The following is a 21723-nucleotide window of genomic DNA, read 5'->3' as shown; positions in this document are numbered from 1 at the left end:
GTCGACTACTACAACGAGCGCTTCAAAGAGGTGAAGGAGGGCACGGCCGCCGAGGGCCCGCTCAAGTGGGGACCCTACGAGCGTGGGCGTGAGGAAGCCGGGCACGGGCCTGCGCTACGCGGACGTGCTCGTCATCGAAGAGGGCGAACTCGGTGGGGGGCCACGTCGCGTGGAGACCTTCAGCTTCAAGAGCCGCGATCTTGCGAGACTGCAAGGTCCAGCTCTCGAAGCCCAGATGGCTGCGGATGCGCGTGAAGCTCTGCGGAAATATGGAGAAAGGCTGGACATCCGCCGGGATTCTCTACAGTCCCTTTTCCCGAAGGGTGGTGAGGTGGAAGTGCCGAGGGTGCGTCTGGTTTACGAGGGCGGCGAGCTCAAGCCTTTGAACGCAGACAGGTTGAGAGCGGCTGTCGCTGCAACGAAAGACGCCGTCCCGGGCGTGGAGGTTCTATTTCAATGAACGTGCTGGAGTTGTCGAGCCTGGAGGACAGCCTCCTTCTCTCATTTGACGGTGCTTTCGACCAGCAAGCTCCACTGGAGAGTGAGTTGGAGCCTCTGCTTGGAGATCTCGAGCGATTCGCCGATGGGTGGATGCCGGAAATCGTCGAAGGTAAGCGTCGACGCAAGTTCTCCCGCTCCGCGATTTGGAAGGCGCTGGAGGAAAAGCGTCACGAAAGAGGAACGTCCATTGGCCTCTACCGGACGACGTGGCCCGCGTTGGAGATGTGGCCCAGGCTCAATTTCCCACCGCTTACTCCCAATCTCGCCATCTTGCTCGAGGTGCAGCCACTCGCATTCTTCTCGGAAGCGGAGCGTTGCCGGCTGTTCGTGGAGATGGTGCGAGCTTGGGCCTCTCACTACCCTGTTACTCATGCCGCAGCTCACAGCGTCGCTGACAGGGGCCTGGCGGGCTCTCCTGATTTTGGGCGGGATGAAAAAGCGTCACAGAGAAACGGCTTCGACAAAATCTATGAGGTGTTCTGGCTCAACGTCTTCGGCCCCAAGCTGGTGGCGACGGTGGGCCGCGAGCGCATGCTGTCCACCCCAGCCCACCGGGTCGAGGAGTTGCCCAACGGCAGCGTCCTCCTGGTGACGTGGCCCACGGTGGCAGATTTCGCCGGCAGGGAGGCACGGCTCGCCCAGGCTCGGGCCCACGCCCACCTCCGGCCGGACCTGGATTTCGACACCATTCTGCGCACGTTGAATGATCGCAGTGCCATGCTGGCCCCCGTGGAGCCCCGCTTCCACTCGGACATGGCCCCGCTCCTCTCGCGTGTGGTGGACCGCGCCGCCAGCCACGAGCGCCAGCGCAGGATTGCCGAACTCAACGCATGGCAGCCGCCCGAGCCAGAGGAGTGGCGCCCGGCCAACTCCGCCCTGCCTCCGGACGTGGAGAATGTAGAGCGTGCTCTCCAGCAGTACAGCCTGTACGCCGAGCACCTCATGGCGCTACTGCACTCGGAGGTGCCCTCCGTCTTCAAAGCAACGCCCGAGTCCCTGACGGATGCCAACTTCTACTTCTGGCGAGAGGAGTTCCCGAAGAGCCGCCTGCCGGAAGCCATCAACGAGCACGCGGTGCCGGCCATTGGCGCGTACCTGGGCGAGGTGTTGGTGCGCAACCTGGGCGGCAGGTGGATTCCGCGCCAGAAACTCGAGGAGGCCCAGGTGTTGGTGGGCGACCGCGTCTGGCTTCCCTTTGTCCGGGCGCGCCACTACATGCGCTCGCGGCAGGCGCTGCTGGACTACTCCCTCACCTACCTCTACCGCGTGGCCGAGCGGCACCGGGGCTGAAAACGTGACCTTTCCGTAAGCCCCGCGGCCCATTTGTCCCTCGGGGCTCAAGCCGGGCATGCTGTGGCCTCATCTTAGGGGAACACACATGCACGGACTCGAAGGAAAGGTCGCCGTCGTCACGGGAGCCTCACGCGGGATTGGAGCGGGCATCGCGCGGAAGCTGGCGGCCCAGGGGGCGAAGGTCGTCCTCAACTACACGCGCAACGAGGAGGGCGCCCGCAAGGTGGCCGAGGAGATCCAGCGTGCCGGAGGCGAGGTGCTCGTCGAGCGCGCGGACGTGGCCGATGAGGCGCAGGTGAAGCACCTCTTCGAGCAGGTGGATGCGCGCTTCGGGCGGCTGGACATCCTGGTCAACAACGCGGGCGTCCTCGAGTTCCGTCCCATCGACGCCGTGGATCGCGCGCACTACCAGCGCATCATGGAGGTCAATCTGTGGGGCGTCGTGAGCGCCAGCCAGCAGGCGGCACGGCGCCTGGGCCAGGGCGGCCGGATCATCAACATCACCTCGGCCTCCAGCCGCTCGCCCTTTCCGGCGCTCAGCGTGTACGCGGCCAGCAAGGGCGCCGTGGAGGCGTTCACGCGCGGCCTCGCGGCGGAGCTCGGGCCGAGGGGCATCACCGTCAATGCCATCTTCGCCGGCATGGTGGAGACGGACATGACGGCGAACAGCTCGCCCGAGGGCGTCCAGGCGTTCGTCCGGGCGACCCCGCTGCGGCGCACGGGCCAGCCCGAGGATGTCGCGGACGTCGTCGCGTTCCTCGCCTCGGAGAGCAGCCGCTGGGTCACCGGCCAGTCGATTGGCGCCACCGGCGGCATCGTCATGACTTGAGCCCGTGCTCATGCACGGCGCATAAGCATGCTAAGGGCGGCTGTTCCTCAGAAGCGCTCTGGCTGGAGGCGGAATCCTGGTTCGTCACGAGAACAATTCGTCTCCGGAACTGGCTCGTTCCATCGCGGAGCTCCTCCGTCGAGGCCGGCCGGAAATCCTCGAGCTCTGGAGGGACAGGGTCCGGAGCCCTCCGGGGCTTCGGGAGCACCTTCCGGGGCTCCTGGACGGCTTGACCGAGGGTGTGCTCGCTCCGAAGGCGGGCGCCCCTCGGGAGAACCGGCAGCCCGGTTGGATGCAGGGGCGGCAGGGGTCCGGGCCCGGTGAGTACACGCTCGAGGAGCTCATCCACGCCTACGGGCTCCTGCAAGCGGTGCTGCTCGAGCTCCTCCAGCGGGAAGGGCCCTTCTCGCTGGCGGGCCTGCGGCTCATCCTCGACTCCATCAATGAGGGCATCCGCGAAGCCGCGACCGGGTTCCAACGCGCGAGGAGCCAGACGGACAGGTGGAGGGCGGGCGAACGGGAACGGCTCATCTCCGCGTTCAAGGCCGCGACCGCCGCGACCGCCATCCTCCACGGTCCGGGGCTCGTCTTCGAGTTCGCCAACGACGCGTACCATCGGATCTTCTTCGATGACTCACGCGAGCACCTGGGCCTCTCTGTTCGTGACGTGTTCCCGGAAGCTCGAAGGGACCGGCATCTTCGAGCAGCTCGAGGAGGCGTATCGGACGGGAAAGCGGATCGACCAGGCGGAGGTCCCGCTTCGGTTCCGCACCGCCGACGGAACCCTGAAGCCCGGGTATTACACCTATACCTTCACGCCTCATTTCGATGAGTCAGGCCAGGCGCAGGGATTGATCCTCATGGGGATCGACGTGACCGAGCAGGTGCTCGCGCGGCAGGCGATTCAACGAAGCCAGGAGCAGCTCCAGCTCATCACGGATGCGATTCCGGACCTCATCAGCTACGTCACGCGGGAGGAGCGCTACAGCTTCGTGAACCGCGCTTACGAACAGTGGTTCGGCCGGCCGGCCGGGGAGATCATCGGAGCGTCGACCCGGGAGATCCTGGGAGAAGAGGTCCATGCCCGGGTGCACCCGCTGCATCAGCGCGCTCTGGCCGGGGAAGCCGTCCGTTCCGAGCAAGGGCTCCGGAACGCGCGAGGGGCGCTGCGCCAGTTGGAAATGCGTTACCTGCCGGACCGTGGCCCGGACGGCCAGATCCTTGGCGTGGTGGTGGTGGGCAACGACATCACCGAGCGCAAACAGGCGGAAGAAGCCGTCCGCCGAAGCGAGGAGCAGCTCCGGCTCATCACCGATCGCCTGCCCGCCTTCGTTTCCTATATCGATCGGGAGGGGCGCTATCAGTTCACCAACCGGACCTATGAGGTCTGGTACGGCCTGAAGAGCTCCGAGCTCCGGGGCAAGAGGCGCCGCGATTTCACGACCGAGGAGACCGCACGGCTGGCGGAGCCTTATGAGAGGCGCGCGCTCGCGGGCGAGCCGGTCCGCTACGAGAACCTGCTGCGCAAGCCCTCGGGTGAGTACTCCATCCAGGATGTCGAGTTCGTCCCCGACCGCGATTCCGAGACCGGGGAGATCCGCGGCGCCGTCATCGTCGCCCACGACATCACCGAGCAGAAGAAGATCAGACAGGCGCTCGAGGAGGCCATCCGCGCCCGGGACGAGTTCCTCTCGATTGCCTCCCATGAGCTGAAGACTCCGCTCACCTCCATCCAGCTCCAGACGCAGATGACGAAGCGGAACATCGAGCTCGGCCGCCCGGAGGCTTTTGATCCCGCCCGGGTGACCCGGCTCGTGGCGCAGACGAACAAGAGCGTCCAGCGGCTGAGCCGGCTGGTGGACGACATGCTGGACATCTCCCGCATCGCGACCGGAAAGCTCACCTTCACGCCGGAGACGTTCAATCTCTGCACGCTGGCCCAGGAGGTCGTGGATCGCCTGCTCGTTCAAGCGAGTGTGAGCGGTGCTCCCCTGGCTTGCGAATGCCTCGGCCCGGTCGAAGGCGAATGGGACCGCTTTCGAGTCGATCAGGTGCTCACCAACCTCATCACCAACGCCCTCCGCTACGGTCAGGGCTCCCCCGTGAAGGTCACCGTCCATCGCTCGGGCCCGCACGCCGTGGTGAAGGTGAGGGATCAGGGACCTGGCATCTCTCCCGAGAACCAGGAGCGGATCTTCCTGCGTTTCGAGCGCGCGACCCCCGCGAGCTCCGTGAGCGGCCTCGGTATCGGGCTCTACATCTCCCGGGAGATCACCGAGCGCCATGGCGGGTCGCTCCGCGTCGAGAGCACGCCGGGCCAGGGCGCGACCTTCATCGTGGAGCTTCCCCTGCGCGGCCTCTGATGGACATGAGCGCGCACTGTATGCTCGCCTGCCCGCTCCTCCCTCCGGGACAGGGCAGATGTCGCATTGCGTCAAAATGCCTTGACGTGGTTGACGCGACGCGTTACCTATTCGCCCGTCAGTCGAGTCGAGGAGACGAACGCACATGGCGAAGAACAAGACGGCGAAGATCGAGGGGGCCGCCAAGGAGTCCACGGCCCGGACGACGACGGAGCAGGTGAAGACCGAGGCGGTGGCCCAGGAGGCCGCGCCGGTGGCCGAGCAGCAGGCCGCGCCGGTGGCCGAGCAGCAGGCCGAGACGGTGACGGGCGAGGCGGTGGTGGCGGAGGCGGTGCAGGCCGAGCAGGTGAAGGCCGAGGCGCCGGTGGTGGAGAAGGTGGCGGAGGCGGTGAAGGCGGAGGCGGCGAAGGTGGAGACGGTGGTGACCGAGGCCGCGGGCCAGGTGACGACCTTCGTGAAGGGCCGGCTGGAGCAGGCGCAGAAGCAGATCGGCCAGCTCGAGACGGAGGCGCAGAAGGCGCTGCAGACGCTGGTGACGCGCAGCCGCGAGTCCAGCCGCGAGGTGCTCCAGAAGCTGAACGTGAACGAGCTGCGCGAGAAGCCGGCCGTGAAGGAGCTGGAGAAGAAGGCGACGTGGGTGGGGGGCGAGGTGCGCCAGCGCCTGACCGGGCTGCAGGACCGGATGGTGAAGGTGGTGGGCGGCGTGGCGAGCCAGTCGCAGGTGCAGGCCATCAACCGCGAGCTGGATCGCCTGACGCGGAAGATCGACTCGATGGTCTCCCCCAAGAAGCCGGAGCAGCAGTCGCAGCAGGAAGCTCCGAAGGCGTAGCCGGACCGCGCCGGAGCATCCGCTGAAACGAAGACGCCCGGGGGCCCATGAGGCTTCCGGGCGTTCCTCTTTCAGCGCCCCGCCGATCGGGTGAGACTCCCCCCTTTCTCGTGGAGGGGGAGCGGCATGCGCTCTACTGGCTCCACCGCCTGAAGGGGGCGCTGATCCGCCGTGCGGCCGGTGTGAAGTAGAGTCATGGAGCAGAAGAGGAAACCATGCCCCGGATCGCCAGCAGCGAGGTCGTCGTTCCCAAGTCCCTGTCTCCCGAGGAGCGCGGCAGGCTCACCGACGCGCTCTACGAGGTGCACCGGCAGATCTTCGACGGCGTGGAGCGTGAGTCCTTCGCGAAGTACGTGGTCGAGTCGAAGGCCGAGCACACGTGGATCAACCTCCACAAGAACGAAGAGGGCGAGATCGTCGGGTACTTCGCCCTGCACATCTTCGACAAGCAGTTCGGGGGCGTGCCCACGTCCGTGTTCCGCGCGGAGGCGGGCTCGCTGCGGGCCTACCGCGGCGCCAATGCCAACACGCGCTTCGGGCTGAAGATGGTGCTGCGCTACATGCTGAAGAACCCGGGCCGGCGGTCGTTCTACCTGGGCTCGCTGGTGCATCCGTCCAGCTACTCGATGTTCGCCAACTACTTCGGCGAGGTGTGGCCGCGGCGCGAGACGCAGGTGCCGCCGGAGCTGCTGGCCTTCATGGACGAGCTGGCCACGGAGTTCGGCCTGGAGACGGTGGACCCGGCCAATCCCCTGGTGCGGCACGTGGGCTGGCGCACGCGCGAGACGGAGATGGAGCGCGAGTACTGGCTGCACTGCGACAAGCCGGCGGCGCGCTTCTTCGTCGAGGCCAACCCGGGCTACGTCGAGGGACACGGTCTGGTGACGGTGGTGCCCATCACCGTGGCCAACATCGCGAACATGATCCGCTCCATGGGGCAGCGCAAGCTGCGCCAGCCCATCCAGGCCACGGCGGCCCTGGCGCAGAAGACGCCGATCGGCGCCCGCATGCTGCGCCCCGAGGTCATCCGGCAGTTGCGCCGGGCATCGCTCTTCGCCCACTTCGACGAGGCCACGCTGCGCGAGCTGGCCCGGCGCTCGGAGATCGTCACGATTCCGGGCGGCAAGTACGTCTTCCACCGCGGGGAGGCCAGCGACGAGATGTACCTGCTCGCCAGCGGCGCGGTCTACGTGCTGGCCGAGGGCGGCGAGCGCGAGAAGGTGGTGGACGAGCTCGGCAGCGGCTCGCTGTTCGGGGAGATCGCCATGCTCGCGGGCGAGCGCCGCTCGGCCTCCATCCGCACCGCCACCGCCTCGATGCTGGTGCGCATTCCGCGCTCGGCGCTGCTGCCGTTGATGGAGGCCAACGCGAACCTCCGGCAGGGCGTGTGGCAGAAGTTCGCCGAGCGCCGTTTCGATGACCTGGTGCGCGGGATGGATCGCTACGGGCACCTGGGGCGCAAGGGGCGGCTGTCCTGGGTGCAGCGGGGCGAGCACCGCGATCTGGTGCCCCAGGAGACGCTCTCGCTCGAGGCGGGCACGCATGTGTTCGTGCTGTCGGGCGTGCTGGAGGTCGAGCACGAGGGCCTGTGGGTGACGGCGCGCGGCTCGATGCTCCTGGAACTGGAGAAGCCCCTGCGCGTCCGGGCCCAGGAGGCCACGCGGCTCATCCTGCTGTCACGCGACGCGGCGCCCCAGACGCAGCGGACGGCGGGGTAGGGGAGCAGAAGAACGGGGCACCTTTCGGCTAGTCACGCTGCAAAGGCTCGGTTCGGAAGTCGCATCACAGTCCCGCGCGCCGGTTCCTGACACGCACGGCCCGCCGGTCACGCCTCTTGCGCGCGGCTGCCGTGGCTCCGGGCGTAGACCCGGGTGAACTCGGCGCCCAGGAAGAGGATCTGCGCGGAGTAGTAGACCCAGATGAGCACCACCGCCAGCGAGCCCGCGGCGCCATAGCTCGAGGAGACGGTGCTCCGGCCCAGGTAGAGGCCGATGCCGAACTTGCCCAGGCCGAAGAGCAGCGACGTCACCGCGGCCCCGAGCCACACGTCCCTCCAGGCCACCTGGGTGTCGGGGAGGATCTTGTACATCATCGCGAACAGCACGGTGATGACGGCGAAGGAGATGAGCAGGTTGAGCCCCTGCCACAGCAGCGTCCAGCCGGGGATCAGGTGATCGAACCAGGCGCCGATGCCCGCCAGCGCGGCGCTCACCACCAGCGACACGAGCAGCAGGAAGCCGATCACCAGCACCATCGCGAACGACAGGAAGCGGTTGCGCAGGAAGTTCAGCACGCCGCTGCGTGGCTTCGGTTGGACGTGCCAGATGTGGTTGAGCGCTTCCTGCAACTGCACGAAGACACCCGTGGCGCCGAAGACGAGGGCAATCACTCCCAGCGCCGTCGCGAGGATGCCGGAGCTCGGCTTGCGGGCGCTGATCATCATCTCCCCGATGATCTCGGCCCCGTTCGTGCCTACGAGATCCTGCAACTGGGTCTGGATCTGCCCTCGCGCCGCCTCCTCGCCAAAGACCATTCCGGCTACGCTCACGGCGATGACGAGCACCGGGGCGATCGAGAACATCGTGTAGTAGGAGAGCGAGGCCGCGAACGTCGGAGCCTTGTCCTCGTTCCACTCCGAGAAGGCTTTCTTGAAGAGCTGGAAGGTGTTTCGGGCACGCAACGCAACGGTCATGCACCGGTGGCACAGCACGCCGCGTGCCAGCGTTCCGGCTCCGTCTCCCGGCCTCGAATCCGAGGGAAACGGGAGCCCGGAGACAGAGCTGACCGTGAAAGGGACGTAATTCTTTCAGCCTTCCCGGGGAGCGTGCACTCGATTGCTCCGAGGTCGCTGATTTCAGCTCCGGGCGCCGGGGTTACTCATGAAGAGGGCTCTGGCATGGACCCGGGGGGCGCGATGCACGAGGTGGAGAGCCAGGAGGGAATGCAAGGGAGCGTGCCCTTACATGGAGACTTCGTCCCGGAGGAACCGGAGGACTTCGAGGACTCCTTCCTGTCCGAGGTGGCTCGGGCGGATATGCCGTTCCGGGTTCCACTGCCTGGGACCCGGATGGGCGGGAGGGAAGGGCACCGATTCGAGATTCTCGAGGAGCTGGGCGGGGGCGCGATGGGCCAGGTCTTCCGCGCCCGGGATTGCGAGCTGCGGCGCGAGGTGGCCCTCAAGTTCCTGCTGCCCCGGAGCGCGCGGGGCGGACAACCGCCGGGCTCGCCGTTGTGGGAGGAGGCCCGGGCCATCGCGCGGCTCGATCACGAGAACATCGTCCGTCTCTTCGATGTCTCCGAGTGGAGCGGTACGCCCTGGGAGCCCAGGGTTCCCTTCCTGGTGATGGAGCTGCTCGAGGGCGAGTCCCTGGCCTCCCTGCTGCGGCGCGAGAAGCCGGGGCTGCGGCGGGCGCTGGAGATGCTGAGCGCCGTGGCCTCGGGCCTGGCGCATGCTCATGCGCATCACCTCATCCACCGCGATCTCAAGCCGAGCAACGTGCTCATCACCCGCGAGGGCCGGGTGAAGCTGCTCGACTTCGGCCTGGCGCACCTCATGTCGGGCGAGTCCCCGCTCGTGCCCCATCTGCCCACGGCCGGGACGCCCGCGTACATGGCTCCCGAGCAGTGGCGCGGCGAGCGGCAGGACGCGCGCACAGACCTCTGGGCAGCGGGCGTCATGCTGTACGAGCTGCTCACCGGCGAGCTGCCCTATCCGTTCACCTCGCTCCAGGAGTTGCGCGAGCGGGTGACGTCTCCCGAGCCGGTACCGTCCGTGCGCGAGCGCGTTCCGGAGCTGCCCGGGGAGGTGGAGCGGCTCGTGGCCGCGCTGCTGGCCAAGGCGCCCGAGCGGCGTCCGGGCAGTGCGGCCGAGCTGCGGGAGTGGCTGCTCCGGTTGGAGGAAGCACTCGGGCCCTGGCACGAGACTCCGAAGCTCATGGCTCCTCAGCGCCGGCAGGTCACCCTGGTGTCCTGTGGGCTCGTGGTTCCCTCCGAGACCCGGGAGCGGCTCGACCCCGAGGAGCTCAGCGAGCTCCAGGCGGCCTTCCAGCGGTGGTGTGCGGAAGTCATCCAGCGGTACGGCGGCGCCATCGCGCTGTCCGTGGGGGACGAGGTACTGGCCTGCTTCGGCCATCCCACGGCCCGGGAGGATGACTCGGAGCGGGCGGTGCGCGCGGGGCTCCACCTGTCACGGGAGCGCCCCACGGAAGGGCCGTGGCTGGCCCACCCCGGGCTTGCCGTGGCGGTGGGCATCCACACGGATGCGGTGGTGTTCGATGCGCTCCCCTCGGGGGAGCTGGGGCGGATGCCCACGCTCCAGGGCGAGGCTCCACGAATGGCCGCCACGTTGGCTCGGCGGGCCGGGCCCGGTGCGGTGGTGCTCGGCGGTACCACGTGGAAGCTCGTGCGTGGGACTTTCGAGACCGAGCCCCTCGGTCCCCATCCGGGAGCGGCGTACCGCGTGCTGCGTGAGAGGCAGGCGGTGTCCCGCTTCGAGCGGGCGCTCGCGGCGGGAGGTGTCTCACCGCTGGTGGGACGGGAGCACGAGCTGGAGAGGTTGTTGGAACTCTGGGCGCGGGCGGGTCAGGGGCAAGGGGCGTGCGTCCTGCTCAGCGGTGAGGCGGGTATCGGCAAGTCCCGCCTCATCCAGGAGCTGCGCGAGCGGGTGTCTCCAGAGCCGAGCCACATCCTGTTCTGCCAGTGCTGGGCGTCCTTCCGCAACAGCGCCTTCCATCCCATCATCGGGCTGCTGCGGCGGCTCGGTCCACTTCCGGAGTGCTCCACGGAGCTCTCCGTGCTCCTTGCCTCTCCCGATGAGAGTGATTCCTCCGCCGTGCTGGCCGCCATGGAGCGGCAGAAGGAGCGCAAGAGACAGGTGCTCGAGGCGTTGCGGCGCCTGTTCTCGCGAATGGCGGAGGAGCGTCCGGTCTTGCTCGTCATCGAGGATCTGCATTGGGCAGACCCCTCCACGCTGGAACTGCTCGGTCTGCTGTGCGACGGCACCACCCGGGCGAGGCTCCTCGCCGTCCTCAGTGCCCGCCCTGAGTTCCATCCCCCATGGCCGCCATCCCCTGGCTTCCACCGGCTCGGGCTCGACCGGCTGCCGGCGGAGTCCGCGGCGGTCCTGGTGCGGGAGGTCGATCGTGGCACGAGCCTGCCGGAGGAGACGGTCCAACAGCTCGTGGCGAAGACGGACGGCATCCCGCTCTTCGTGGAGGAGATGACACGCATGGTGCTCGAGCGGTCTCTTCCGGCACCCCTGTCCACCATCCCCACCACCCTGCACGAGTTGCTGTTGTCCCGGCTGGATGCACTCCCTCCGAAACAGAAGGCGCTGGCGCAGCTCTGCGCCGTGGTGGGACGCGGCTTCAGTCATTCGCTGATCTCCCACCTCATGGCCCGGGACGAGGCCTTGCTGAGAGAAGACCTTCAGGGGCTCGTCTCGGCGGGGCTGCTGGAATGGCGGCGGGAGGAGCCCGGCGAGTCCGAGTACCAGTTCCGCCACGCCCTCCTCCAGGAGGCCGCCTATCAATCGCTCCCGAGGAGTCTGCGGCGGCAGCACCACCGGCGCGTGGCCCAGGCGCTGGTGGAGGGATTCCAGGACGTAGCGGAGGCGCGGCCCGAGGTGCTCGCCCACCACTACACGGAAGCCGGGGAGGCCGAGCCCGCAATCCTCTATTGGGAACGTGCCGCGAGACTCGCCCTCCTGCGCTCCGCCGATCTGGAGGCGATCTCCCATTTGAAGCAGGCGCTCACGCTGTCGCGGAGTCTCCCGGACGGAGCGATGCGAGCTGAAGAGGAGATGCGCCTGCTGACAGGCCTCGGCATCCTGCTGATGAACCGCCAGGAGTACGGCTCCCCTGACTTGGAGCAGACCTATGCCCGGGCGCTGGAGCTGTTCCGGCAGCGAGGGGATGCGCTTCCGACGCTCGAGCTGCTGTGGATGGGATTGAGCACCTACTTCTTCTGGGGGGCGAGATTCGAGGAGGCGCATGAGCTGGCCGGGCAGATCCTGGCGCTGGGCCGGCAGCGGATGCATCTACGGGTGCTCGCCAAGGGCTACCGGTTGCTCGCGAGCATCTCCCTGTACGAAGGAGAAGCTCGAAAGAGCCCTGGCGTGCCATGAGCAAGCGGTCCAGCTCTCGGGCCCCCAGCTCGATGTTCGAGGCTCCATCCTCGAGAACATCTGGAACAATGAGGGGGTGGACGACCTGTCGATTCCTTGTGTCGTCCACCTGTTGCAGCTACGGCCAGGGGAGTTTCGGCGCTTCAGCGACGAGCTGCTCGAATTGGTCGATGCTCCGGTCCATGCCGCCACCCGGGGTTACGCGTTGATCAATCTGGCCATGCACTGTCAGATCCGGGGCGACGCGTCGTGCGCGCTGCGGTGGGCCGAGTCGTTCACGCTGCGGTGGGCCAAGGAGAACGCGGCGGCCTCGGGCGGCCGCTTGTTCCAGTTCATGCTGTCATGGGCCCAGGTGCTCCAGGGTTGGGCCCTGGTCAGGGTGGGACGGAGGCGGGAAGGGCAGGACGTGCTGTGGAGCGGCATCGGACTGCTCCGGGAGTTGGGGGCCAAGGCCTATTTTCTCTACTCCCTGGGTCTGCTCGCGGACGTGTCCTTGTTGCTGGGGCAGGTAGAGGAAGGGCTGGCCAGGGTGAACGAGGCGTGGGGCCTCATGGAGGAGACGGGGGAGCGTGTGCTCGAGGCCGAGCTGCACCGGCTCCAGGGAGAACTGCTCCGAGTGGCCGGGAAGGAGGGGGACGCCATGCGCAGCCTGCTCCGGGCCGCGGTCGTCGCCCACCGCCAGCGGGCCCACCTCTTCGAACTGCGTGCGCGAGTGGCCCTGGCGCGTCAGCTCCGGGACTCGGGACACCCGGACTCGGCACGGCGCGGGCTGGAGCGCCTGTGTGGCCGCTTCGCTCCGGACCTCGAGGTGCCGGAGTTCCAGGAGGCCCGCGCGCTGCTCGCCTCGCTCCGGCCTACTCCAGGATCTCCACCGCATCCCCCACGCGAATCTCCCCCGGGCGCCGCACGATGACGTTCTGGCCGAACATCACCCCGCTCTTGGGACCCATGCGCCGGTAGGTGGAGAGGGTGCGCAGCGGCTCCTGCTGGGGATCGGCGCGGGCCGTCTCCGGGTCCACCGTGGTGAAGACACAGCGGGCGCACGGCTTGACCCCGGCCAGCTCCACGGTGCCGATGCGCAGCCGCTTCCACCCGTCCTCGGCGAAGGCGTCGCAGCCATCCACCACGAGGTTGGGACGGAAGCGGCTCATCGGCACGGGCTGCTCCAGGCGCTGGTTGAGGTCCGCCAGCGAGGCCTCGGAGATGAGCAGCAGCGGGAAGCCATCGGCGAAGCCGACGCGATCCTCGGGGGCGGCGTACTTCGGATCCACCGGGCGCTGCATCCGCTCGTCCACGTACACGAGCAGCGTGGGCTGGCCGAGGTACTCGGAGAGCCACCGGTCCGCGTCGGCAGGGGCGCGGGCGGCGGAGCAGGTGTCGTCCCAGACGGTGACGTCGAGGCGGGGCGCTCCGGCGGGCGGCAGGGGCACCTCGAGGCCGGGCATGCCGGGGGCGGACAGCCGCAGCCCCGACGGCCCGGGCACGGCGCGCACGTGCACCAGGGCGGGCAGCTCGCGTCCGGTCATGAAGGAGCCGTCCGGGCGCACCGCCATCCACCGGCGGTCATGCTGGAGCCCCAGCGGCTCCACGGTGGCGCGGGTCAGTGGCAGGCCCGCGCACGACTTGAGGGAGTAGAGGGTGATGGAGGTCAGGGTCGGCACGAGGCCGTTTCTGCCCTATCCCGGCTTGGACTGCACCAGGTTGTAACGGTTGCCGTAGAGGTCGCGGAAGATGAGATCCCGTCCCCACGGCAGCTCCCGGACGCCCAGATCGAGGGTGACGCCCGCGTCCTTGAGGGTGCGGTAGTCCGCGTCGATGTCGTCGCTGTCGAGGATGATCATGGGCTGCCGGCCGATCTGCTCCACGGCGATGCTCGCCTCCTCGCCCTTGAGCCAGGTAGACGGATTGAGGAGCGTGATCTCGAAGTCGGACTGGCCCCCCGGCGTGACGGTGATCCACCGGGGACCCCCCGGCCCCATGGGGCTGTCCATCTTCTTCTTGAAACCGAGCTTGCCCGTGAAAAAGGCGAGCGCCTCGTCGTCGTCCTTCACGTACACGGTGACGTGGGTGACACGCTGAATCACACGACCTCCAGGGTTGGATGAAGCGACCGGTTCTATAGCATCCAAGGAGGCGGCCCGGGCGGGCATCCGTCATATTGGCACACTGTCCACCTTGACGGATGGAAGTCATCGGCGTTACTAGTGTTCGCACGATGATGCTCCACCTCCTGGAAGCCGGGAGGTGCCGGGTCAATTGCTTCTCCACCCCCCCCCGCTGGTGTGGCCCGACCTCGCGAGAGGTGGCGGGCTGTTTTCGTTCCAGGGAATCGCCATGTCCCAGTCCTCACCCCTGTCCCTCGCCCTGTCCCAGGAAGAGCTGAGCGCCACGACGCAGGAGCTGCTCGAGGCGCCCGCCGAGGTGGTGCTCGCGTGGGCGGAGCGGCGGTTCGGTGCGCGCGCGGCCATCGCCTCCAGCTTCGGCGCGGAGGACATGGTCCTGATCGATCTGGCCCGCACGCACGCTCCGAGCGTGCGCCTGTTCACGCTGGATACAGGCCGGCTGCCGCCGGAGACGTACGAGGTGATGGACGTGGTGCGCCGCCGCTACGGCGTGGAGATCGAGACGTACTTCCCGGAGCGCGCTCGGGTGGAGGCGCTGGAGTCCAGCAAGGGGTACTTCTCGTTCAAGCAGAGCATCGAGGCGCGCAAGGAGTGCTGCGGCATCCGCAAGGTGGAGCCGCTGCGGCGTGCGCTGGCGGGGCGGGAGGCGTGGGTGACGGGGCTGCGCCGCGAGCAGTCCGTCACGCGCACGGAGGTCCAGGCGGTCGCGGCCGATGGCGATCACGGCCTCATCAAGGTGAACCCGCTCGTGCGGTGGAGCGGGAAGGACGTGTGGGCGTACATCAAGGCCAACGGTGTGCCCTACAACGCGCTGCACGATCGGGGTTACCCGTCCATCGGGTGCGCCCCGTGCACGCGCGCGGTGAAGCCCTACGAGGACGAGCGCGCCGGCCGCTGGTGGTGGGAGTCCCCCGAGAACCGCGAGTGCGGGCTGCACGTCCGCCGCTAACCCCACGCCCGAGGAGAGGACATGCCTTCCTTCACTCCAGCGGAGCTCACCCTGTTCCTGACGGCCCTGGTGGCCGCCATGGTCAATGGGGCCCTGGGCTACGGGTTCTCGTCCATCACCGTGCCGGTGGCGCTGGGGTTCGTGGCCAACCGGGTGCTCAACCCCGCGCTGGTGCTGCTGGAGGTGGTGCTCAACCTCGTCTCGCTCTTCCTCAACCGGCGGGCGCTCCCGGCCGTCTGGCGGCGCATGCTGCCGTTGCTCGGCGGTCTGCTGCCGGGAGTCATCCTCGGTGGGGTGTTCCTCACGGTGGTGGCGGCCGTGGCGCTCAAGGCGGCCACCTATGCCGTCCTGCTGCCGCTCATCCTCCTGCAGGCCGCGGGCGTGCGCTGGCCCATCCGCGACGAGCGCAAGGTGGGCGTCCCGTTCGGCCTGGGGCTCGGGCTGCTGTACTCGACCACCACCATCTCCGGTCCGCCGCTCGCCCTCCTGCTCAATAACCAGGGGCTGGCGCAGGACGAGTTCCGCGCGGCGATCGCTCTCATCCGCGTGGCAGAATCCAGCTTCACCCTGGTGACGTACCTCCTCCTCGGATTCTATGGCGCGCCGAGCCTTGGCCTCTTCTGGCTGCTGCTGCCCGCCGTCGCGCTCGGGCTTCCCCTGGGGCGCGTGCTGCTGCGGCGCGTCAGCAAGGAGGCCTTCCGGCGGCTGTGCATGGGTGTGGACGCGCTGCTCGTCAGCGTGGGCCTGGGCGTCGCGCTCCATCAGCTCGGCTGGGTGGATCGCGCGGTGAGCTACGCGGTGTCGGCGGCGATCGGCGGCTTCATCATCGGCTCCGCCTGGCAGCGCTTCCTCCAGCTTCGCAAGAGTCAGGTGGCCTCGCCGTGAGCACGCACGTGGACTTCCCCGTCTGCCTCCGGCTGCAAGGCAAGCAGGTGCTCCTGGTGGGAGCCGGCAACATCGCCGACGAGCGGAGCCAGCAGCTCGTCGACGCGGGCGCGGTGCTGCGCGTGGTGGCTCCGAGTGTCAGCCCGGCGATCCGCCGGCTCGCGGAAGAGGGCCGGTTGGAGCTGGCCGAGCGCGCCTATGCGGCGGGGGACGTGCGCGGGCACCACGTGGTGTTCGTGGCCACGGACGACCGGCGGGTGAGCGAGGCGGTGGCGGACGAGGCGCGGGCCCTGGGCATCTGGGTGAACGCGGCGGACATTCCGGAGCTGTGTGACTTCACGCTGCCGTCGGTGGGCAGGCGCGGCCCCATCGTGGTGGCCGTCTCCACCTCCGGGCAGGCGCCCGCGCTGGCCCGGCGCCTGCGCAAGCAGTTCGTGGAGCAGGTGGCACCCGGGCACGTGCAGCTCGCCCGGCTCACGGGATGGCTCCGCAAGCGGCTGCCCGCGGGCGCCGAGCGGATGCGGTTGTTGAAGCAGTTGGTGGAGGGCGAGGCCGGGGAGCTGCTGACGCGTGGACAGCGCAAGGCCGCCTGGGTCCAGGTGCGCGCCGCGCTGGAGACTTTTGGAGAGAAGCAATGAGCAAGCAGGTCAACGGAAAGGTCTACCTGGTGGGCGCGGGGCCCGGAGATCCCGGGCTGCTCACGCTCCGGGCGGCGGAGCTGCTCGCGAGCGCGGACGCGGTGGTCTACGACCGTCTCATCCACCCCGGCGTGTTGAAGCATGCCCGGCCCCGGGCCCGGCTGCTGTTCGTCGGCAAGGAGGGTGGGGGCGAGTCGGTGCGGCAGGAGGAGATCAACGCGCTGCTCGTCTCCCAGGCGCGGCTCGGCCGCACGGTGGTGCGGCTCAAGGGAGGAGATCCCTTCGTCTTCGGCCGCGGTGGCGAGGAGGCGCTCGCGCTGGAGGATGCGGGCATCGCCTATGAGGTGGTGCCGGGCGTCTCCAGCGGCGTGGCGGCTCCGGCGGCGGCGGGCATTCCCGTCACCCACCGGGGCGTGTCGGGCTCGGTGACGTTCGCCACCGCCTACCGGGCCGGCAAGGCGCCGGACTGGGCGCACCTGGCCGGGTCGGAGACGCTCGTGCTGTTCATGACGGGCAGCCGGCTGGAGGAGGCGACGCTGGGGCTGATCGCCGCGGGACGTTCCCCGAATACCCCCACGGCCATCGTCGAGGCGGGGACCTGGGCGCACCAGCGCGTCATCGAGGCTCCGCTCTCGGGCATCGCCGCGAGGGCCCGCGAGGCCTCGGTGGGATCTCCCGCGATGTTGGTGGTGGGTGAAGTGGTTTCCCTGCGCTCCCAGCTTCGCTCGCTGGTCGAGTCGCGGCCCGTCGTATCCGAGCACGAGCAGTTCCTGAAGGTGGAGGCTGGTCATGAGTGAAACCCTGTCCGCACGGCTCTCGCACCTCGCGGTGCTCGAGGCGGAGAGCATCCACATCATCCGGGAGACGGCGGCCGAGTTCGCCAACCCGGTGATGCTCTACAGCATTGGCAAGGACTCGCAGGTGCTGCTGCACCTGGCGCGCAAGGCCTTCCATCCGGCGCCCCTGCCGTTCCCGTTGCTGCACGTGGACACCACCTGGAAGTTCCGGGAGATGTACGCGTTCCGCGACAGCTTCACGGCGAAGCACGGGCTGAAGCTCCTGGTGCACAAGAACCAGAAGGCGATCGCCGAGGGCATCAACCCCTTCGACCATGGCAGCCAGAAGTACACGCACGCCATGAAGACGCAGTCGCTGCTGGAGGCGCTCGCGCAGAACGGCTTCGACGCGGCCTTCGGCGGCGCCCGGCGCGACGAGGAGAAGTCCCGGGCGAAGGAGCGCGTCTACTCCTTCCGCGACCGCCACGGCCAGTGGGAGCCGCGCAAGCAGCGGCCCGAGTTGTGGAACCTCTACAACGGCCGCATCGACGCGGGCGAGAGCATGCGCGTCTTCCCGCTCTCCAACTGGACCGAGCTGGACGTGTGGCACTACATCCTCAAGGAGCGCATCCCCGTGGTGCCCCTGTACTTCGCCGCCGAGCGCCCGGTGGTGGACCGCAAGGGCCAGTGGATCATGGTGGACGACGAGCGGATGCGGCTGCGTCCGGGCGAGCGTCCCACGCTGAAGCAGGTGCGCTTCCGCACGTTGGGTTGTTACCCACTGAGTGGCGCGATCGAGTCCTCGGCTCGCAATGTCGAGGAGATCATCACCGAGATGATGGAGGCCCGCGTGTCCGAGCGTCAGGGCCGGCTCATTGATCACGACGAAGAAGGCTCGATGGAGCTCAAGAAGCGCGAGGGGTACTTCTAATGACCGCCGCACTGAAGCTGAACGACAAGGGTGACCTCCAGCGCTTCCTCGCCGAGCACTACGAGAAGGAGCTGCTGCGCCTGGTGGTGGTGGGCTCGGTGGACGACGGGAAGTCCACGCTGATCGGCCGGCTCCTCTACGAGTGCAACGGGCTGTTCGAGGACCAGGTGGCGGCGGTGAAGCGCGCCAGCGCGGGCGAGGAGATCGACTTCTCGCTCTTCACGGACGGCCTGCGCGCCGAGCGCGAGCAGGGCATCACCATCGACGTGGCGTACCGCTACTTCTCCACGCGCCGGCGCAAGGTGATCGTCGCCGACACGCCGGGACACCTGCAGTACACGCGCAACATGGCCACCGGGGCCTCCACGGCCGACGCGGCCGTCATCCTGGTGGACGCGCGCCTGGGCATCCTCGCGCAGACGCGGCGCCATGCGTACATCGCCTCGCTGCTGGGCATTCCGTACCTCGCGGTGTCCATCAACAAGATGGACCTGATGGACTTCGATCCCGCCGTCTACGAGCGGTTGACGAAGGAGTTCGACGCGTTCGCTTCCACGCTCGGTTTCGAGCAGGTGCGCTACTTCCCCATCAGCGCGCGCGGCGGTGACAACATCACCCAACCGAGCGGCCGCACGCCCTGGCATGACGGGGAGACGTTGCTCGGGTGGCTGGAGTCGCTGCCGCACCAGCGCCGGCTGGATGGCGCGCCCTTCCGCTTCCCCGTGCAGTACGTGCTGCGGCCGAACCTGGACTACCGCGGGTTCGCCGGGCAGATCGCCTCCGGCACGGTGCGCGTGGGCGACGAGGTCGTCGTCTTCCCGTCGAAGCGGCGCACGCACATCGCGGCCATCGACACCTTCGATGGCGGCCTCGGGGAGGCCAGCGCGCCGTCCTCGGTGACCCTGCGTCTGGCCGACGAGGTGGACATCAGCCGGGGAGACCTCCTCGCGCACGCCGAGAAGCCGCCCACGGCGCTCCAGTACCTGGAGGCCATGCTGGTGTGGTTCGGCGAGGAGCGCCTGGACACCTCGCGCCGCTACCTCGTGAAGCACACGTCCAAGTACGTGCCGGCCCACGTCGAGCAGGTGCTCTGGCGCAAGGACCTGGAGGCCCTCTCCGAGGTTCCCGCCGACTCGCTGTCGCTCAACGACATCGGCAAGGTTCGCCTCGTCTGCAAGCGGCCGCTCATCTGCGACCCGTACACGGAGAACCGGAAGACGGGCGCCTTCATCGTCGTGGACCCGCTCACCAACGACACGGTGGCGGCGGGAATGATCCTCGGCGCGGCGGGCGATGAGAGCGGCCAGGAGGCGCGCTCGCTCATCTCCGCCGAGGAGCGGCGCGAGCGCCTGGGGCAGTCGGGCGCGGTCATCCTCCTGACGGGTACGCCGGAAGTGCAGACGTTGGCGCCCCGTCTGGAGCGGGCCCTGTTCGATCAGGGCAGGCACGTGGTCACCGTCCGCGGTGACGCGGAGAACGCCCTCGCGCTGGCCGAGGCGGGGCTGCTCGCCATCCTCTACACCCCCGTTCCGCAGGCGCGGCTGGGGCTGCGTGACCAGCTCCGCGGCGCCGGCGTCCCCTGGCTGGAGCTGGATCCCACCCACGAGCTGGAGCGCCAGGTGAAGCAGATCCTGAACGCCCAGGAGAACCGGCCGTGACTTCTTTCGTGAACACCCCCATCCCCGCCCTGGCCACACCGCTGGGTGAGGAGAAGAGCGGTTTGCTGCAGCGCCTGCTCGATGGGCTCGATGGTGCGTCGCTCACGTGGCTGAGCGGCTACTTCGCCGGGCTCGCCGCCCGGCAGCTCCCGGGGGCACTCCCGGCTCCCCCGCCCACGGTGGCGGTGCAGGCCGCGCCCCAGGGGACACTGACCATTGTCTATGGCACCCAGACGGGCAACAGCCGGCTGCTGGCCGAGCGCCTGAAGCAGCGGGCTGAGGCCGCCGGGCTCGCCGTGCGCAGCTTCCGCGCCAGCGACTACCCCGTGCGCGAGCTGAAGAACGAGCGGCTCCTGTACGTGGTGATCAGCACCCAGGGGGACGGAGATCCGCCGGATGACGCACGCGGCTTCTTCGACTTCGTGCGGAGCAAGCGCGCTCCGGCGCTCGGGCAGCTTCGGTTCGCGGTGCTGGGGCTGGGCGATTCGAGCTACCCCAAGTTCTGCGAGATCGGCCGTGTCCTGGACGAGCGCTTCGCCGAGCTCGGGGCCGCGCGGCTGTTCACGCGCGCCGAGTGCGACGTGGACTTCGAGCCCGTGGCCGAGCCCTGGCTGGGCCACGCCCTGGAGCACGCGAAGAAGGAGCTCGCGCCCACGCCCTCGCTGGCGACCATCACGCCGCTGCGCACCGTGCAGGTGCCGGCCACCTTCAGCCGGGAGAATCCCTATCCGTCCCAGGTGCTGAGCAACCAGCGCATCACCGGGCGCGGCGCCCTCAAGGACGTCCGCCACCTGGAGCTGTCGCTGGAGGGCTCGGGCCTGCGGTACGAGCCGGGTGATGCGCTCGGCGTGGTGCCCCGGAATCCGCCGGAGCTGGTCGCCGCGGTGCTCTCCGAGCTGAAGCTCGATGGCGCCACAGAGGTGACCCGCGAGGGGCGCATCCTGCCGCTGAAGCGCTGGCTCACCGAGGAGCTGGAGATCACCCGCCTGAGCCGTCCGTTCCTGGCGAGCCACGCGGAACGCTCCAACGGGACGGAGCTGCGGCGCCTGCTCACGCCGGAGGGCGGTGAGGCCCTGCGCGCGCTGCTCGCGAGCCACCAGGTGATCGATGTGCTCTGCCAGCATCCCGGCAAGTGGAGCGCGGAGGAGCTGGTGGGCGCGCTGCGCCGCCTGACGCCGCGGCTCTACTCGATTGCCTCCAGCCAGAAGCGGGTAGGGGAGGAGGTCCACCTCACGCTGGGCCTGGTGGATTACGAGGCCTTCGGGACGCGGCACGTGGGCGCCGCCTCGAACTACCTGGCGACGCGCGAGGCGGGCCAGGACACGGTGGACGTGTTCATCGAGGCCAACGAGCGGTTCCGGCTGCCGAAGGATCCGAGCCGCGACATCATCATGGTGGGCCCCGGCACGGGCGTGGCGCCGTTCCGCGCCTTCGTGCAGGAGCGCGCCGAGACGGGGGCGAGCGGCCGCAACTGGCTCTTCTTCGGCGAGCAGCACTTCCGCACCCAGTTCCTCTACCAGGTGGAGTGGCAGGAGGCGGTGAAGCAGGGCTCGCTGCACCGGATCGACCTCGCGTTCTCGCGGGACCAGGGCCAGAAGGTCTACGTCCAGAACCGCCTGCGCGAGAAGGGGAGCGAGGTCTATGCGTGGCTGGAGGGCGGCGGTTACTTCTACGTCTGCGGTGATGCCAAGCGCATGGCCCCGGACGTGGATGAAGCCCTCCTCGACATCATCGCGACCCATGGCGGCAAGAGCCGTGAGGACGCGAAGGCCTACCTCGATTCGCTGCGCGAGCAGCAGCGCTACCTGCGCGACGTCTACTGAG

The 21723-nt window shown here is 68.6% G+C and carries 18 protein-coding genes and 1 pseudogene; 16 read left to right on the top strand and 3 right to left on the bottom strand.

Annotated features, from left to right (window positions below; all coding sequences use genetic code 11):
* Positions 1–88: 88 nt before the first annotated feature.
* From ACN28I_RS10810 to ACN28I_RS10780, 7 genes and pseudogenes are all read left to right on the top strand, one after another.
* A complete protein-coding gene (locus ACN28I_RS10810; protein WP_420941983.1) occupies positions 89–460 on the top strand; it encodes a hypothetical protein in 372 nt (123 codons plus the stop codon).
* Complete coding sequence (locus tag ACN28I_RS10805) at positions 457–1791, top strand: hypothetical protein (protein WP_420941982.1); 1335 nt, start codon at positions 457–459, stop codon at positions 1789–1791. Before ACN28I_RS10810 ends, ACN28I_RS10805 begins: the two co-directional genes overlap by 4 nt.
* 88 nt (positions 1792–1879) lie before the next feature.
* Entirely contained in the window at positions 1880–2623 is a 744-nt protein-coding gene (locus ACN28I_RS10800; RefSeq protein WP_420941981.1) for an SDR family NAD(P)-dependent oxidoreductase, read from the top strand.
* A gap of 443 nt (positions 2624–3066) precedes the next feature.
* Positions 3067–3450: pseudogene (locus tag ACN28I_RS10795) on the top strand (hypothetical protein); the annotation flags it as partial.
* A 33-nt stretch (positions 3451–3483) separates the two neighbouring features.
* Positions 3484–4986 carry a PAS domain-containing sensor histidine kinase gene (locus tag ACN28I_RS10790; protein WP_420948617.1) on the top strand — a complete coding sequence of 501 codons (1503 nt, stop codon included), beginning with the start codon at positions 3484–3486 and terminating at the stop codon, positions 4984–4986.
* Positions 4987–5131: 145 nt separating this feature from the next.
* Entirely contained in the window at positions 5132–5815 is a 684-nt protein-coding gene (locus ACN28I_RS10785) for a hypothetical protein (protein ID WP_420941980.1), read from the top strand.
* A 215-nt stretch (positions 5816–6030) separates the two neighbouring features.
* Positions 6031–7533: a cyclic nucleotide-binding domain-containing protein gene (locus ACN28I_RS10780; protein WP_420941979.1), complete on the top strand. Its 1503-nt coding sequence runs from the start codon at positions 6031–6033 to the stop codon at positions 7531–7533.
* Between the two features lie 107 nt (positions 7534–7640).
* Here the strand turns inward: ACN28I_RS10780 and ACN28I_RS10775 are convergent, their stop codons facing one another.
* Positions 7641–8495, bottom strand: a complete 855-nt coding sequence (locus ACN28I_RS10775; protein WP_420941978.1) for a YihY/virulence factor BrkB family protein — start codon at positions 8493–8495, stop codon at positions 7641–7643.
* A 216-nt stretch (positions 8496–8711) separates the two neighbouring features.
* On the opposite strand from ACN28I_RS10775, the gene ACN28I_RS10770 reads away from it, so the two are divergent.
* A complete protein-coding gene (locus ACN28I_RS10770) occupies positions 8712–11939 on the top strand; it encodes a protein kinase domain-containing protein (RefSeq protein ID WP_420941977.1) in 3228 nt (1075 codons plus the stop codon).
* A 76-nt stretch (positions 11940–12015) separates the two neighbouring features.
* On the top strand, positions 12016–12852 hold the full coding sequence (locus tag ACN28I_RS10765; RefSeq protein WP_420941976.1) for a hypothetical protein: 837 nt from the start codon (positions 12016–12018) through the stop codon (positions 12850–12852).
* Here ACN28I_RS10765 and ACN28I_RS10760 read toward each other — a convergent pair.
* Together ACN28I_RS10760 and ACN28I_RS10755 are read right to left on the bottom strand one after the other, a co-directional pair.
* Positions 12794–13600, bottom strand: coding sequence for an MOSC domain-containing protein (locus ACN28I_RS10760; RefSeq protein WP_420941975.1), 807 nt, complete (start codon positions 13598–13600; stop codon positions 12794–12796). The two genes, ACN28I_RS10765 and ACN28I_RS10760, sit on opposite strands and share 59 nt — an antisense overlap.
* A 15-nt stretch (positions 13601–13615) precedes the next feature.
* Entirely contained in the window at positions 13616–14023 is a 408-nt protein-coding gene (locus ACN28I_RS10755) for a VOC family protein (RefSeq protein ID WP_420941974.1), read from the bottom strand.
* Positions 14024–14273: 250 nt separating this feature from the next.
* On the opposite strand from ACN28I_RS10755, the gene ACN28I_RS10750 reads away from it, so the two are divergent.
* Genes ACN28I_RS10750 through ACN28I_RS10720 form a run of 7 tightly spaced genes read left to right on the top strand, consistent with a single transcriptional unit; the run spans position 14274 to position 21722 of the window.
* Positions 14274–15011, top strand: a complete 738-nt coding sequence (locus ACN28I_RS10750; RefSeq protein ID WP_420941973.1) for a phosphoadenylyl-sulfate reductase — start codon at positions 14274–14276, stop codon at positions 15009–15011.
* A 21-nt stretch (positions 15012–15032) separates the two neighbouring features.
* Positions 15033–15896 carry a sulfite exporter TauE/SafE family protein gene (locus ACN28I_RS10745; RefSeq protein WP_420941972.1) on the top strand — a complete coding sequence of 288 codons (864 nt, stop codon included), beginning with the start codon at positions 15033–15035 and terminating at the stop codon, positions 15894–15896.
* The gene (locus ACN28I_RS10740; RefSeq protein WP_420941971.1) at positions 15893–16534 is read left to right on the top strand and encodes a precorrin-2 dehydrogenase/sirohydrochlorin ferrochelatase family protein; all 642 of its coding nucleotides are present in this window, start codon (positions 15893–15895) and stop codon (positions 16532–16534) included. Before ACN28I_RS10745 ends, ACN28I_RS10740 begins: the two co-directional genes overlap by 4 nt.
* Complete coding sequence (cobA, locus tag ACN28I_RS10735) at positions 16531–17331, top strand: uroporphyrinogen-III C-methyltransferase (RefSeq protein ID WP_420941970.1); 801 nt, start codon at positions 16531–16533, stop codon at positions 17329–17331. The genes ACN28I_RS10740 and cobA overlap by 4 nt, the downstream gene beginning before the upstream one ends.
* A complete protein-coding gene (gene cysD / locus ACN28I_RS10730) occupies positions 17324–18241 on the top strand; it encodes a sulfate adenylyltransferase subunit CysD (protein WP_420941969.1) in 918 nt (305 codons plus the stop codon). The genes cobA and cysD overlap by 8 nt, the downstream gene beginning before the upstream one ends.
* A complete protein-coding gene (locus ACN28I_RS10725) occupies positions 18241–19899 on the top strand; it encodes a GTP-binding protein (RefSeq protein ID WP_420941968.1) in 1659 nt (552 codons plus the stop codon). Before cysD ends, ACN28I_RS10725 begins: the two co-directional genes overlap by 1 nt.
* Positions 19896–21722: an assimilatory sulfite reductase (NADPH) flavoprotein subunit gene (locus ACN28I_RS10720; RefSeq protein WP_420941967.1), complete on the top strand. Its 1827-nt coding sequence runs from the start codon at positions 19896–19898 to the stop codon at positions 21720–21722. The genes ACN28I_RS10725 and ACN28I_RS10720 overlap by 4 nt, the downstream gene beginning before the upstream one ends.
* The last annotated feature ends 1 nt before the right edge of the window (position 21723 follow it).

Origin of the sequence: Archangium gephyra, assembly GCF_049060025.1 — a bacterium.
GTDB classification, from domain to species: domain Bacteria; phylum Myxococcota; class Myxococcia; order Myxococcales; family Myxococcaceae; genus Archangium; species Archangium gephyra_A.
This window is presented reverse-complemented; position numbering and strand designations above follow the sequence as displayed.